The 14,799-nt window shown below is 64.2% G+C and carries 12 protein-coding genes; 7 read left to right on the top strand and 5 right to left on the bottom strand.

Annotation, left to right across the window (positions count from 1 at the left end; translation table 11 throughout):
• The first annotated feature begins 54 nt into the window (after window positions 1–54).
• Complete coding sequence (locus tag LQ215_RS13955; RefSeq protein WP_230150580.1) at window positions 55–1,002, top strand: 2-hydroxyacid dehydrogenase; 948 nt, start codon at window positions 55–57, stop codon at window positions 1,000–1,002.
• Window positions 1,003–1,004: 2 nt separating this feature from the next.
• Here the strand turns inward: LQ215_RS13955 and tssA are convergent, their stop codons facing one another.
• The 5 genes from tssA to LQ215_RS13930 form a co-directional block, all read right to left on the bottom strand.
• A complete protein-coding gene (gene tssA / locus LQ215_RS13950) occupies window positions 1,005–2,087 on the bottom strand; it encodes a type VI secretion system protein TssA (protein ID WP_230150578.1) in 1,083 nt (360 codons plus the stop codon).
• A complete protein-coding gene (locus tag LQ215_RS13945; RefSeq protein ID WP_230150576.1) occupies window positions 2,084–5,908 on the bottom strand; it encodes a type VI secretion system protein in 3,825 nt (1,274 codons plus the stop codon). Before LQ215_RS13945 ends, tssA begins: the two co-directional genes overlap by 4 nt.
• On the bottom strand, window positions 5,905–6,669 hold the full coding sequence (locus LQ215_RS13940; RefSeq protein WP_230150574.1) for a DotU family type IV/VI secretion system protein: 765 nt from the start codon (window positions 6,667–6,669) through the stop codon (window positions 5,905–5,907). Before LQ215_RS13940 ends, LQ215_RS13945 begins: the two co-directional genes overlap by 4 nt.
• A gap of 18 nt (window positions 6,670–6,687) precedes the next feature.
• Entirely contained in the window at window positions 6,688–8,019 is a 1,332-nt protein-coding gene (gene tssK / locus LQ215_RS13935) for a type VI secretion system baseplate subunit TssK (protein WP_230150572.1), read from the bottom strand.
• Between the two features lie 64 nt (window positions 8,020–8,083).
• A complete protein-coding gene (locus LQ215_RS13930) occupies window positions 8,084–8,533 on the bottom strand; it encodes a type VI secretion protein (protein ID WP_230150570.1) in 450 nt (149 codons plus the stop codon).
• Window positions 8,534–8,757: 224 nt separating this feature from the next.
• Here LQ215_RS13930 and tssB point away from each other — a divergent pair, with 224 nt between their 5' ends.
• The 6 genes from tssB to tssG all read left to right on the top strand — a co-directional run bounded on the left by tssB (window position 8,758) and on the right by tssG (window position 14,798).
• The gene (gene tssB, locus LQ215_RS13925; protein WP_230150568.1) at window positions 8,758–9,318 is read left to right on the top strand and encodes a type VI secretion system contractile sheath small subunit; all 561 of its coding nucleotides are present in this window, start codon (window positions 8,758–8,760) and stop codon (window positions 9,316–9,318) included.
• 29 nt (window positions 9,319–9,347) lie between these two features.
• Entirely contained in the window at window positions 9,348–10,829 is a 1,482-nt protein-coding gene (gene tssC, locus LQ215_RS13920) for a type VI secretion system contractile sheath large subunit (RefSeq protein WP_230150566.1), read from the top strand.
• 251 nt (window positions 10,830–11,080) lie between these two features.
• Window positions 11,081–11,578, top strand: coding sequence for an Hcp family type VI secretion system effector (locus LQ215_RS13915; RefSeq protein ID WP_046063980.1), 498 nt, complete (start codon window positions 11,081–11,083; stop codon window positions 11,576–11,578).
• 13 nt (window positions 11,579–11,591) lie between these two features.
• Window positions 11,592–12,035, top strand: a complete 444-nt coding sequence (gene tssE, locus LQ215_RS13910) for a type VI secretion system baseplate subunit TssE (protein WP_230150564.1) — start codon at window positions 11,592–11,594, stop codon at window positions 12,033–12,035.
• On the top strand, window positions 12,019–13,809 hold the full coding sequence (tssF, locus tag LQ215_RS13905) for a type VI secretion system baseplate subunit TssF (RefSeq protein WP_230150563.1): 1,791 nt from the start codon (window positions 12,019–12,021) through the stop codon (window positions 13,807–13,809). Before tssE ends, tssF begins: the two co-directional genes overlap by 17 nt.
• The gene (tssG, locus tag LQ215_RS13900) at window positions 13,773–14,798 is read left to right on the top strand and encodes a type VI secretion system baseplate subunit TssG (protein ID WP_230150561.1); all 1,026 of its coding nucleotides are present in this window, start codon (window positions 13,773–13,775) and stop codon (window positions 14,796–14,798) included. Before tssF ends, tssG begins: the two co-directional genes overlap by 37 nt.
• The last annotated feature ends 1 nt before the right edge of the window (window position 14,799 follow it).

Genomic DNA, 14,799 nt, shown 5'->3' with positions numbered 1-14,799 from the left:
CCCCCTACAATCAGGTTGAATAATTGAATCGCCCCCAGCCCACAGGAGCCCAGCATGACCGCAACCGTTCTGGTACTGGTTGAAACCGTCAATGAATACCTGCCGATTCTCGAGCGGCAGGGCTATCACCTGGAGTTGGCGCCCACGCCTGCCGAACGCAAGACGGCGATTTTCGAACACGGTGAACGCTTCAGCGCAGTGCTGACCCGCGGCCCCCTGGGCCTGACGGAAGAAGAAATCGCCGCCCTGCCCAACCTGAAAATCATCTGCGTGATCGGTGCCGGTTACGAACAAGTCGACCTGCAGGCCGCACGCCACCGGGGCATCGTGGTCACCAACGGTGCCGGGGTCAACGCGTCGTCGGTGGCCGACCATGCCATGGCGCTGTTGCTGGCGTTGGTGCGCGACATCCCCCATTGCGATGCCGCCCTGCGACGGGGCGAATGGCCAAGGGCTGCGCGCCCTTCCCTGGCGGGTAAGCGGCTGGGTGTGTTGGGCCTTGGCGCGGTGGGCATGGCGATCGCCAAACGGGCCGCCCTGGGCTTTGACATGAGTGTCAGCTATCACAATCGCCGGGTGCGCAATGACGTGCCCTACACCTTCTGCGCCACGCCCACGGAACTGGCGCGGGTCTCGGACTTCCTGATCGTCGCCACGCCAGGCGGCCTGGATACCCGGCAGTTGATCAACAAGCAGACCCTCGATGCGCTCGGCCCAAAAGGATTTCTGGTGAACGTCGCCAGGGCCAGCGTGGTTGCCACCGCCGATCTGATCAGCGCCCTGGAGCACCGGCGAATTGCTGGAGCAGCCCTGGATGTGTTCGATCACGAGCCCGAGGTGCCGCAGGCGCTGAAAAACCTGCCCAACGTCGTCCTCACACCCCACGTGGCCGGCCTGTCGCCAGAGGCGACCCGCGCCATGGTAGAGCTGGTGGGCCAGAACCTGACCGCGTTCTTTTCCGGCAAACCGGTGCTGACGCCGGTGCCGTGGCCCGACGAGTAGCGTTAGAGAACCCCCAATAACGTCCACAACCGGCGGGATTCGGCATCGGCACTGATCAGTTCCCCCAGCAACTCGCTCAACGGCTTGTTGCCCCACTCCACGCCGCGTCGGATCAGGTAGGGCACCGGGCTGTGGGGTTCGGTGCGGGCCAGGTAACCGGCGATGACCAGTAGTTGTCGGTAGGCCTCTTCACGATTGGCCGGTTCCTGGAAGACCTGGGCAGGAGCCGCATGCGGCTGGGACGTCGACGTCGTGGTCGCTGGGGACGTTTGCACCGGCACGACGGTGGGTTGCTGTGGGTGCATCGCGATGAACTCCTCTACCAGTGCCAGCAAGGCCTGCATCACGTCTTGCAGGGATTTGTAGCCCGGGGCCAGGTTGCCCAGGTAAGCGTCGCTCCAGGCTTCGAGCCGTTGCAGGTGTTGCAAGCTCAACATCAGGCTGCCTTGGTGGTGCAACCAGAACGACAAGGGTGTGTTGCGAATCAGTTCGCCGAGTTTCTTTTGATCGTTGCGCGCCGCTTCGGCCGAGGCCTTGGCATTCTTGCTGTCGTTGACCAACACTTGTTGGCGCTGCAAGCGTTGCCAGTCGTCCAGGCAGAAAGCCGCGAAGGCCTGCTCCCGGCCATCGAACAACGGCACCCGCGTCAGCAGCACTTCGCTATAGCGACGGGCCAGCCACTCCAGCGGGATCACCCGCCACGACTGGTCGCCGTCCTCGGCCTGGGGGTGCAACTGCTCCGGATAGCGCTCACACAGCCCCGCCACCAGCGCCAGGCTGCCCGGCAACCCTTCCAGCCCGGCGATGTGCAGCCAGGCCTCCCCCAGCCAGGCGCTGATCATCAGGTCCTTGCTGCGTTCGAGCAGCAACGTGGTCGCGAGCCGTTCCAGGTCCGGCCACAGGGCGCGCTTGATCGAAGACTGCCACACGCCGGTGGGCAGGCTGGTGTCGTCCTCCCGGCGCAATTCGCGCAACTGGTCATATTCCGGCTCGTAGCGCAGGTCCTGGCCACAGGGCGATTCGGCGCTGATCGGCTCGAGCAACTGGCTGACCAGCTCAGGCAAAGGCGATATCGGCAAGCTCACAGGCCCTCCTCACGGGTGGCGATGGCGGGGCTCGATGCGGTCGCCATGAAAGGTGAACGGGGCGCCCGCGTCGGCAGCGGCGGGATCGATAGGGGCAGCTTGGAGCCCTGGCTCATCAACGACAGGCGCATGAACATCAACGTTTGCTGCGCCGTGCTGGCTTGGGTCTGGGCGGTCACCGGCAGTTGCAGGGCCAGGGGAAAATCGGTGTAGTCGACATTCGGCTGGCGCTGGACCGACACCAGCGAGCGCATCAGGCGCAGCAAGGCCCAGGGCCCCTGGTACTCCCAACCGGCCTCCAGGTCACGCACCACCAGGTTCGGTTGCAACGGGTCGTTGGCCGGACGCTGATAACCGTTACGGGCCCAGCGCAAAGTCAGGCGCACCGGCTGGCCGACCATCCAGCGCAGATTTTGCTGGCCGCCGCCGGGGTAGCTGATCTGTTGGTTGCCGGCGTCCAGGCTCCAGGCGATCACCTGATCAGCACCGCGCTCCTCATCGCGATCGGTGCGCCAGCGCACGTCCATTTCCACCCCCAAGATGCCACTCTTGTCCCGCACGAACAGCGGCCCGAGCCAAGTGCCGGCCTGTTTCAAACGGTTGAGGAAATCCTCGGCCACCAGCCGCTCCGGTGTCTGGCTCAACGTCAGCCCGGCCTGGGCCAAGGGCAGGCGCGTGTCGATCAGTTCCAGCAAATGCTGGACCCGCGCCGGGTCGGCATCGCTGGCCCGCACATCCTGGGCAAACGGAAAGCGCCCGGCCAGGTATTGATTGAAATAGTTGGCCAGGTCATTCCAGGCCGTCGCCGCCTGGTTCTGTTGCAGGTACAGGCACCGTTGCAAGGCGCCCTGCTGCAACGCGACCGTGCGCTGGGCCAGGTCACCGCGCCCGCCGGGCAGGCTGGCGGTCTGCAAGATCTGCGCGCAGGAGGTGGTGTCCATGGCAATAAAGTCCCGGCTGACCAATTGTTCCAGTTGGGCTGCCGAACTGGCCGGGTTCTGGTTCTTGTACTTGAGCAATTCATCGTTGAGGGCCATGAAGCGTGCCACCTGGTCGTGTTCCAGGGCCGACAGGTTGTCCTGCTGGACAATCAACCACTCCAGCGCGGGCATTCGCTGCTCGGCGATCTGCAGCATCGCGCCGAATTGCTGGGCCAGGTTCAGCTTCAGGTCTTGTGGATCGCTGGCGCCGTAGAGTTGCAAGCCGAAGTTTTTCGAACCGTCCCAACGCTGGACATCGGCCCGCTGGCTGAACAGCGGCTGGGCATCGATTTCGTCCAGGCCACTCTTGATCTGCGCCAGTGCCCGGCGATTGAGCAGACGTTGGAAACGAATCGCCAGGTCGCCACGGTGCACGTCCATGAAGGCTTTTTGCAGCGCAACGGCCTGGGTCGTTTGCACATTGAAGCCCATGCCAGGCAACGCCTCGTCGCTTTCATCCAGGCTCAACCACATGGCCCGCGCCGCGGCACCTTCAGCGGCCTGCATCAGCGCATCACGGTAATCCGGCGGAATGCGCGGCATTTCTTCATTGGCATAGCTCTTGTAGCTGGCGAAGTAGTTCAGGGCGACGCTGAAATCATCGCTGCCATCGCCCTGGCCCATCGAACCGGGGTTGTTGCCCGCTGGATCCTTTTGCATGGCCAACGCCACGAAATCACGCTTGAACAGCGCCTGCACCGCGCCCTCCAGCGCCGTGACATGCTCTTGCAAGACCAGCAGGCCACTGCCCTGTTGCACCAGCAGATTGTCCCGGGAACCGGTCTGGACGATCCACTGGTCACGAAAGCTCTGTTGCAACTTCGCCGCCTGGCTCTCCAGGTCCTGCTCGATGTCCGGCCCCAGCAGGGTGCTGTGGCTGACCTTGTCCAGCATCTGGCTGTAGCCGGGCACCAGATCCTGGCCCTTGCCGCGACCCCAGGCCGAGTTGGTCAGGCTGACCAGCGTCTGCAAATCGTCGATCAGCGCCGTCAGGTCTTCGAGTTCGCTCAACGAATTGCCACTGCCGGCCTCCAGCCGTTGCAGGTGCAGCTTGAGGTAACCGGCCTGGCGCACGAAGTTGTCCGCCAGGAAATAATGGTCCAGCCAGCGCTGCATCAGGCCGGTGAAGTTATCGGAGATCACCGGGCGCGCGGCGTTCAGGTCCAGCCCTTTCAAATCGCTGTTCTGGGCATCGAACAGCACCCGGTTATAAAACCGTGGCCGGCTCAAGGTGCCGGTGTTGAGCCCCAGGGACAACGCGGTGTTGCTCAGCTGCACCAGTTCGTCCAGCGGTGCCTTGGGATCGTTCACCACCTGGCTGAACATCTGGTTGTGCTGTTCAAGGCGTACCGCCAGGTCCACCAGCGCCTTGGCCTTCACGTAGCTCTGCCATTGCGCCGGGTCTTCGTTCTCCACATTGCCCCGCCGCTCGGTGTTGCGGATGGATTTGAGCTGTTCCAGGTCTGAATTGAGCAGGTCCCGCAGGGGCAATATCCAATGGTGCCGAGCGGTCAGGCGCAAGCCATTCTCCAGCTGCGTGTCCACGGAAGAGAACCACGATGTAGGAAAGACCACCGAGACAAAGCGCCAGCGCGGGGCCTTTTCCAACATGTTCCAATAGTTCTGCACGTTGTGCCGGGTCGGTTCCAGCTGCGGTTCGTCAGGGTCGACCACAAGGTGGTTCTTATGGGTGCTGAGGATCAAGCGCGACAGCCCTTCGGCTTCTTCCACCGAATCGTGCCAGACCCAGACCATGCCACCCAACCAGACCAGGCCCACCACCAACGCCACCGCTGCGACCAGCCGATGCCCGCGCTGGCGCAGGCGCAACAGCCGCGGCACGGGCTGGGCCAGACCACGCTCAGCCACCAGCCGTCGTGACCACAATTGCCGGGCGAACACGGTTTGCCGCTGGGCACTGTCGGCGGCGGTCAAACCATCACCGTTGACAGCCGGCGCCTGGCTGGCAGTGAAATACACCCCGCGAAAACGCGGCGCTTCGCCTTGGGCATTGCCCTGGAACACCGGTTCCAGCAGGATCTGCAAGGCCCGTCGCAAGCCTTCGAAGCGCTCCGGCAACCCATAAAGATCGCTGCCCAATTGCCCCGACAGCGCACCGATCTCGATGATCGACTGCGACAGCGCCGCGTTGACCTGATCCAGGGCCTGGTCACTCCAGTGCGACTGCCAGGCCGCATCCGGCAAATAGGGCGAGGACCAGCCCAGCATCGATTCACGCGCCTCGGCGGGCAGCGCACTGACCAGTTCCTGGACGCCGGGCAGCTCTTCCATCCCGGTGATCACCACGTACACCGGCAGGCTGAGGCCGAACCGTTGCAACAGGTCGATAAAGCACCGCCGGACCTTGAGGCTCAGTTCGGTGGTGTGTTCGATGTCGTCGAGGGTGCTGAACGGCACCGTCCAGATCACCGCATCCAATGGTCGCTTGCTGCGCAAGCGCAACATCAGCCCCAACAGGCGCCACCAATTGCCCCGTTGCCGGTTCATGCCTTCATCGGGCAGGAACAACGCCTGGGGCACCACCAGCACCGAGCCCTCGGCATCGGAAAACCAGCGCCCGAACCAGGCGGCCTTGTCGGTCGGTTGCAAGCGCCACTGGGTACACAATTGGGCGCCATCGGTTTCGTTGCCGAGCATCATCAGCCAGGGCATCTGATAGCGGTCCCGGGTACCCTGTTCCTGTTCCATGCGGCGCACCGCCCCATAGAAACTGCGGATCGCCGCCCCGCCTTGGGTCCGCAGCCACCAGATCAGGGCCGCGATCAACAGCACCACGACAATGGCGATCACCACCAGGGCGACGATGCTCAGGGGGCTCATGAATCCTGCTCCTGAACCACCGCTGACTCGTTCAGTTGCAGCACCGGTTCGAGCTCCGAACGAATGTCACGCCAGAACACCTGCCCCAGCCCGGTCAACAACAACACCATCGCCAGGATCGCCAGCCCCAGGCGCAAGCCGTCCGGCAGTGACTCCTGCACCGGCATGCGCACCGGCGGCGTTGCCGAAGACAGCGCCAGGCGCTGGCTGACGTCGACGTAATCGGGATCGTGTTGCCAGGCGAACGTGAACAGCGCCACGCGCCACTTGGCATGCTGGACTTGACCGGGCTCGCCACGCAATCGTCCCTGGAACCCGAGGATCAGGCATTGCAGGTAGACATTCGCCAGGTCCCGGGTGCCGGGCATCTGCTCGTCCAGCAGTTTCTTGATCGCCGCCGGCAAGCGCTCGCCGGCCTGGCGACTGGCGTACATGCGTGACTCGAGGGGGTGCTGCTGCCAGGCCAGTTGTCCGGGCCAAGGGCTGAAGAGCAAGGTTTCGTCCACCAGCGCCACGAAGGCATAGACCAGCGCCTTGACCTGCTCGGTCGCGGCATCGCCGACGGTGGCGAAGGCCACCCGCCACAGACGCTGGGCGCTGCGCCCGGAAAACTCCACGACCCGATTGACCAATACCGCAGGGTCGCTGTCCTTGGGCAAGTCTTGCCACTCCTGGGCCCACTTCAGCCAGGCCTGGCGAAAAGCGCTGCTCAGCGGCGCCTCATGCAGACTCCGAACCGCACCGCCACTTCCATCAGGCATACGACTCCCCTTTTGCGATCAGGCACTTTCACTGGCTTGCGCGACGAACAACACCACTTGCCACGGGCTGCTGGCCTGGGCCGATGCCGGCGCCACGATGTGCAGCGGCAATTGCGCGTCGAACCATTGCCCGCTGGCGGCCACCACGAACAAACGGGTGTCGTCGCCCACGCTGTAGGCCACCTGTTCGTTGCGGCTCATGGCTTGGTGGGGCAGTCCGCTCATGCGTTGTCGGCTCAGCAGCGGGATGTGCCGCGCCGACGCGATGATCGCCCCGCGCAACCACTCGGCCGCCGCCTGCTCGCTGGCGCCGTTGGGCATGCGCAGGCCGATCACCAGGCGTTGGTCCGATTGGTCGTCAGGCAGCTGGATCGAAAAGACCTGCTCATCGCGCTCGAAGGCCAGGCTGCGATAGCCGGCGCGAACCAGTTCCAGAGTGGTTTCCAGCCAGTCGAGCAACAACTCGTAGCCGCGCTGCAATTCGAGAAAATCCAGCGGTGCGAAGGCCGGGACGCCCGCCAGCGGATCGAGGGCCGACCAGCTCCCGGCCAGCCCCAGCAGCAGACCGTAGAGCGCCTGGGGCGTCGCCACCCGGGTGTTCAGCGCGCCTTCGACTTCCGGCAAGCGCGCCCACAAGGCGGTCAATTGCCGGCGGATCTCCATTGCATCGTCCTGGTTGCCGGCCGCCTGGGCCTGACGCAAGCGACCGGCGAGAAACATGCACTTTTCCCGGGCCCGGGCGCACACCCCGGCGACCCGTCGACCCAGGGCCGACTCTGGCAACAGGATCGGCGTCGGCGGGGTGTAGGGCACGCGCCAGAAGCCACCGCCCTCCTTGCGGATGCGCAACAGCGGCAGGCAGATCGAATCGGCCTTGCTCAGTTGCGTGCACAGCCTCGGGTTGGGTCGCCAAACGGTGATCGACTCGGGAAATGCACCGCTGGTGAGGTCCGGCAACGCCTCGCCGACCACCGATTGCAGGCGCCCCTTGAGCGGCACCAATTGCCCGGCGCGCCACAGTGGGCTGACGGCCAGGTACACCGTCACGGTGGCGTCGTCGGTCTTGTCGATCGCCTCGCCGATGTCCAACTCCAAGGTCGGCCCGACACCGGCCTGCAGGTTGACCGGCAAGCCGTCCGGCAAGGTGCCTTGCAGTTGCAGCAGCCGCACCTGGCCGGCGCTGAGGGCCGAAGGATCGACTTCCAGCTGGCTGACACCCCAGAACCAAGGGTTGCAGGCCCCGGCAAAATACGCGGCCAGCGCCTCGGCGCGCAGCCCTTGCAATTGAAAATGCTGGGGCAGCAATTGCATGCCCTCATGCCAGCACACCGCGTCAGGTAACAGACTCATACGACTCCCTTCGACATCCCAATGTCACCGCCCAGGGCGGCCCGCGGTCACTCAAGGCTGGCTGTCATCGAGCCCCATCATTCACGAGGGTCATCTCGCGACTGTCGAACTTCAGCCAGGCCTTGCGCTGATCGTCCAACCGAAGCCGGTGGGCTCCGGGAGTGTTATAGCTGGCGAAGACCAAAAGTCCAGCGGCGCGCCGGCCCTCCAACGGGAAGGGTTGACGGTCGATGAATTGCCCCGGAACCAGCTCCAGCCCCCACACCGACATGAGTTGACGATAGTCGCGCTGGAACTGTTCGCGCTCGGCGAACCATTGGCTGGCGGTGATGCCCGACAGCTGCTTGAGCAGGTCCGGGTCGTTCACCGCGATGAAGTCCACGGCGATCGGCGTGTCGTCATTGGCACGCGGCGCGACGTCCAGGGTCAGGCTGTCCAGGTCGACACTGGGCGCAAAAAACGAGCAACCGGTGAGCGCCAGGCTCAAAAAAAATCCGAAAAAAAATCCTCGCAAAATGAATCTTCCTTTTCTCAGCGGTCAAAAATTGTTTTTGCTTGCTTTTTTATAGACCTGTTCTAGCGTCTTGGATAGTTCGACCCACACGGTCGAATGCACCAGGTTCGTCAAGGGAATGACAGGTTTTCTGCCGTCCATTTGCAACCTGTGGATCAGCAAGGGAATGCGATGAGCGGGACTCCCGATGCATTGCGCCCACACATGCATCGGAGTCGGCCGCCATGGCAGAAAGTACCCAGCACAAGCTCGACAGAGTCCGTCCTCCCCGCGTCCAGATCACCTATGACGTGGAGATCGGCAACGCCATCGAGAAAAAAGAATTGCCACTGGTGGTCGGCATTCTGGCCGACCTCTCAGGCAAGCCATTGGAGCCGCTGCCCAAGCTCAATGAGCGGCGCTTTACCGAAATCGATCGGGACAATTTCAACGAGGTGCTCGCCTCCATCTCCCCCCGCGCCACGCTGCAGGTGAACAACACCCTCAGCGGCGACGACAGCAAGCTCAACATCGAACTCAACTTCCGTCACATCGACGACTTCGACCCGGTCAAGGTCGTGGAGCAGGTCACGCCGCTGCGCCGCTTGTTCGAAGCGCGCCAACGCCTGCGGGACCTGTTGACCAAACTCGATGGCAACGACGACCTGGACAAGCTGCTGCGCGACGTGATCGCCAACACCGAAGGCCTGCAGGAAATCAAGTCGGCCCGACCCCAGGACGTACCGCCAGAGCTGCCCACCGTGGCCGCCAACGATGACCCGGCCCCGACCGAACCACAGGCCTGATCGCGCGCATCATTAAGGGAGATAACGCCATGCCTGCTTCATCCAGCGCTCAAACCAGCGAGAGCACGACCCAGACCCTGTCCCTGCTGGACAAAATCATCGCCGAAGGCCGCATGGCCCACGACGACAGCCAGCAAGACTACGCCCGCGACATGCTGGCCGAATTCGCCACCCAGGTCCTCGACGAAGGCATGGCCATCGACAAGGACACCGTGGCGATGATCAACGACCGCATCAGCCAGATCGATCAGTTGATCAGCGCCCAGCTCAACGAAGTGCTGCACCACCCCGACCTGCAGAAACTCGAAGCCTCCTGGCGCGGCCTGCACCTGCTGGTGCAGAACACCGAGACCAGCACCCGGCTCAAATTGCGCCTGCTCAACGTCACCCAGAAAGAACTGCAGAACGATCTGGAAAAAGCCGTCGAATTCGACCAGAGCGCGCTGTTCAAGAAAATCTATGAGGAAGAATACGGCACCTTCGGCGGGCACCCGTTCAGTCTGCTGGTGGGTGACTACACCTTTGGCCGACACCCGCAGGACATCGGCCTGCTGGAAAAACTCTCGAACGTCGCCGCCGCCGCGCACGCCCCGTTCATTGCCGCCGCCAGCCCGCGGTTGTTCGACATGACCAGTTTCACCGAACTGGCGGTCCCCAGGGACCTGTCGAAGATTTTCGAGAGCCAGGAGCTGATCAAGTGGCGCGCCTTCCGTGAAAGCGAAGACTCGCGCTACGTGTCCCTGGTGCTGCCGCACTTCCTGCTGCGCCTGCCCTACGGCCCGGACACGCTGCCGGTGGAAGGCATCAACTACGTCGAGGACGTCAACGGCACCGACCACAGCAAATACCTGTGGGGCAACGCCGCCTGGACGCTGGCGCAACGCATCACCGAAGCCTTCGCCAAATATGGCTGGTGCGCCGCCATTCGCGGGGCCGAGGGCGGTGGCGCGGTCGAAGGCCTGCCGGCCCATACGTTCCGCACCAGTTCCGGGGACCTGTCGCTCAAATGCCCGACCGAAGTGGCAATCACCGACCGCCGTGAAAAGGAACTCAACGACCTGGGCTTCATCTCCCTGTGCCACAAGAAAAACAGCGACGTGGCGGTATTCTTCGGCGGCCAGACCACCAACAAGGCCAAGGCCTACAACACCAACGAGGCCAACGCCAACGCGCGGATCTCGGCGATGTTGCCGTACGTGCTCGCGGCCTCGCGGTTCGCCCATTACCTGAAGGTGATCATGCGCGACAAGGTCGGCAGTTTCATGACCCGCGACAACGTGCAGACCTACCTCAACAACTGGATCGCCGACTACGTGCTGATCAACGACAACGCGCCGCAAGAGATCAAGGCGCAGTACCCGTTGCGCGAAGCACGGGTGGACGTGACGGAAGTGGCCGGCAAGCCAGGGGCCTACAAGGCCACGGTGTTCCTGCGGCCGCACTTCCAGCTGGAGGAGCTGACCGCGTCGATCCGTTTGGTGGCGACGTTGCCGCCACCGGTAGCTGCCTGATCACGGCGTGGCTATGTGACCGTGTGACTGTGTGGCTGAAGAGCTTTTTGTGGCGAGGGAGCTTGCTCCCGCTGGACTGCGCAGCAGTCCCAAAAAAAGAGGGGCCGCTGCGCGGCCCAGCGGGAGCAAGCTCCCTCGCCACAAAAGCCCGCTTGCCACAAAAGCTATCTAGCCACAGCAAGCGCCTTGGCCACGGTTAATTCATCGGTATCGGGCACTACCTCATTCGTCTTCTTCAGGAGTTCCACACAATGGATGCAATCATTCTCGACCTCGGCGGCGACATCAAGGGCGACAGCCTGCTGGAGGGTTTCACGGACAAGATCGAGGTCATGTCCTACAGCCACAACGTGGCGATGCAGGTCACCAACGACGTCAGCAACTCGGAGCGCACCTCCGGCCGGCCGCACATCGGCGAATTCACCCTGACCAAATTCGTCGACAGCTCCACCCCCACCCTCAATGAGTATTGCTGCGCCGGCAAGCCGATCCCGCAAGCCGTCATCACCATTGGCCGCAACGCCGCCGAGGGCAGCGGCAAACTCATGCCATTCATCATCTACACCCTGACCAACGTCGTGCTGTCCAACGTCAGTGTCAGCGGCGGCACCGGCGGCAAACCGGTGGAAACCCTGTCGCTGAACTTCACCAAGATCAAATGGGAGCTCACCGCGCAGAAAGACGACGGCACCAAGGAAGGCACGGCGGGCACGACCTGGGACCTGGCCGCCAACAAAATGACCAAGTAGGGAAGTCGCGCCCATGGCTGGCTTCGGGCTGCGCCCGCCCCTGTTCGAACGCCTGGCCAGCCCGGCGGACGATACCGGGCGGGCATTCGACCGACAGGCGTTGCAAGACTCGGTGCATGCCGAACTGTCACGCCTGTTCAATACCCGACGCGGCCCACGGGCGTTGACCGAACCGCCGAGCATCCTGGACTACGGCATCGCCGACTGGACCGCGCTGCAACAGCAGCGCAGCGATGACCGGCGCCAACTGACCCGGGAAATCCGCCAGGCCATCACCCATTTCGAACCTCGCCTGCGCCTGGGCGAGGTCGAGGTTTGCCCGGTGCCGGGCCATCCGCAGCAACTGTGCATACGGCTGTCGGGCGAGCTGCGCGGCGACCTGCATGCCTGGCCCGTGGCCTTTGTCATCGAGCACGCCGGCGACGGCCTTGAGGTACGACATGAGCGACTCGATTGACCCGCAACTGTTGGACTATTACCAACGCGAACTGACCTGGTTGCGGCATGCCGGGAGCCTGTTCGCCGAGCGCTACCCCAAGGTCGCCCGGCGCCTGGAGCTGTCCCCCGGCGAATGCCCCGACCCGCACGTCGAACGCCTGCTGGAAGGTTTCGCACTGTTGGCCGCCCGCTTGCAACGCCGGCTGGACGACGACTACGCCGAATTCAGCGATGCCCTGCTCGAACAGCTTTATCCGTTGGCCATGCGGCCCTTGCCGTCGTGCGCCATCGTGCAGTTCGAACCCGACCCCAGCAAAGGTAACTTGAACGAGGGCTACCCGCTGCCCCGCGACACACCGTTGTTCGTCACCACGGACACAGGCCAGAGCATTCATTTTCGCACCACCGCCGCCGTGCATTTGTGGCCGGTGGCAATCAGCGAGGCATTGCTGCTGGGCAGCGACGAAGCCCAGGCACTGACCGGCGTGCTCCGGGCCCGCTCGGCCTTGCGCCTGGAGCTGCGGTGCCTGGGCGAAAGCCAGTGGTCGACGCTGGGCATCGACTCGCTGCGGGTACACCTGGCGGCGTCACCGATCATCAACGCCGGGCTGTACGACTTGCTGGGCGCGCACGCCATCGAGGTACTGGCCGGCGCGCCGGGCAGCGTGCCGGAGCCCCTGACCGGCTTGCCACAGATCGTCGGTTTCGCCAGTGACCAGGTCTTGCTGCCGGATGAAGACGGCGTGCATCCCGGCATGCGCCTGCTGGCCGAATACTTTGCCTTCCCGGATAAATTCGGCTTCTTCGACCTGCCACTGGCCGGGGCCACCAGCGATAGCCAGACCTTATACCTGTACATCGTTTTCGACCGCCCCCCCACCAGCCGCCTGCCGCTGCAGGCCAGCGACTTCGCCCTGGGCTGCACGCCGGTGATCAACCTGTTTCCCAGGACGTCCGAGCCGCTGCGCCCGGATGGCACCCGCAGCGAGTACAGGTTGGTGGCCGACAGTCATCGCGAAAACAGCGTCGAGATCCACAGCGTCCGCGGCATGCGCGCCATGTCCAGCGAGGGCGTGCGCAAAGTGCCGGCCTATTACGGCAGCCAGCACGGCAGCGATCAAACCTGTTATTGGCATGCGCGACGGGTCAGTGGCATGAGCCCGAACCGCTTGGGTACCGACCTGATGGTCAGCCTGGTCGACACCCAGTTCGACCCGCTGGCCGACACCCGTGACTACAGCCTCACCGCCGAACTGCTGTGCACCAACCGCCATCTGGCCCAGAGCCTGCCGGCCGGTACGCCGCTGGGTTTCGAGCGCCCGGGGCCGGTGGCCTGGGCGCGTCTGCGCAACCCACCCAGCCCGCAAAGCCTGCCGCGCCTGAACGGCGAATCGCGCTGGCGGCTGGTGTCGCAATTGACCCTCAACCATTTGTCTCTGGTCGAAGGCCCCCAGGCACTGGATGCACTGCGTGAGATTCTGCAATTGCACAACCTGCGGGACGAAGCCAGCGCCCACCGCCAAATCGAAGGGGTATCGGGGCTGGGCTGCGACCGGGTCATCGCCCATGTCGGCGAAGACGCCTGGCGCGGCTGGCGCAATGGGCTGGAGGTGCGCCTGCAACTGGACCCGCAACACTTCGTCGGTAGCAGCGCGGTGCTGTTCTCCGGGGTGCTGGCGCAGTTCTTTTCCCTTTACGCCACCGCCAATCGCTTCGTGCGCACCGTGCTGGTCCAGTCCGACAAGGAGGTGAAGACATGGCAACCCCAAGCCGGCAAACCCCTGGTGCTCTGAACCTGAGCCAGCGCCTGCGACGCGACCCGCAACGCTTCGAATGGCTCCAGGCCTTGCTGTTGCTCGAACGTGAACATCCCCAGGCCGAGCCCCTGGGCAGCGGCACCGCGCCGCACGCCGAAGCCTTGCGCCTGCGCGGGCCTTTGACGCCGCTGTTCGCCGCCAGTGAAGTCGAGAGCCTGGATCAGGAACCCGGTCTACCGCCGACCTTGACCACACCGATCTTCGGCCTCGGCGGCCCGGACGGCCCGTTGCCCTACGCCTACCAGGAATGGCTGCAACAACGGGCACGGGCGAAGGACCACGCCCCGGCGGAATTCCTCGACCTGTTCCAGCATCGCCTGCTCAGCCTGCTTTACAAGGTGATGCGCAAACATCGCATCGCCCTGGGTTTCACTGCCCCGGGATCGTCCGCCGTCCATGCACAACTGCGGGCGTTGACCGGCCTGCTGCCCAAGGCCTTGCAGGAGCGCCAGGCCGCCCCCGACTCGGCGGTACTGGCCTGCACCGCGCTGTACGCCGATGGCCGGCGCTCCCTGGACGGGTTCGCGGCGATTGTCCGCGAACAGTTCGGGCTGCCCGTGGAGCTGACCGCCTACGAAGGTGGCTGGCGTGACATCCCGCCGGCCAGCCGCAGCCGCTTGCAACCAGGCGGGCGCAACCTGTGCCTGGGCCGCAACGCGGTGGCCGGCGCCCACGTCTGGGACGAACATGCCGGCGTGCGCCTGACCCTCGGCCCGCTGAACACGGACCAGGCCAGCGCACTGCTGCCCAACGGCGAAACCCATCCGCTGCTCGCCAGCCTTTACGCCCTGTACTTCGGCCCTGACCTGGATTGCACCCTGGTGTTGCTGATCCGTGGCGCCGGCCCGCTGCAACTGCACCGCCAGGCAGCGCCACGGCTGAACTGGAACGGTGGCCTGCAACGCCAGCCGACCCTCGCCGTGCAACGGATCGAAACCCGCCTTCGTCAGCCGGAGATTGCCTGAA

This window comes from Pseudomonas brassicacearum (assembly GCF_918698105.1).
Classification (GTDB): Bacteria; Pseudomonadota; Gammaproteobacteria; order Pseudomonadales; family Pseudomonadaceae; genus Aquipseudomonas; species Aquipseudomonas brassicacearum_F.
This window is presented reverse-complemented; position numbering and strand designations above follow the sequence as displayed.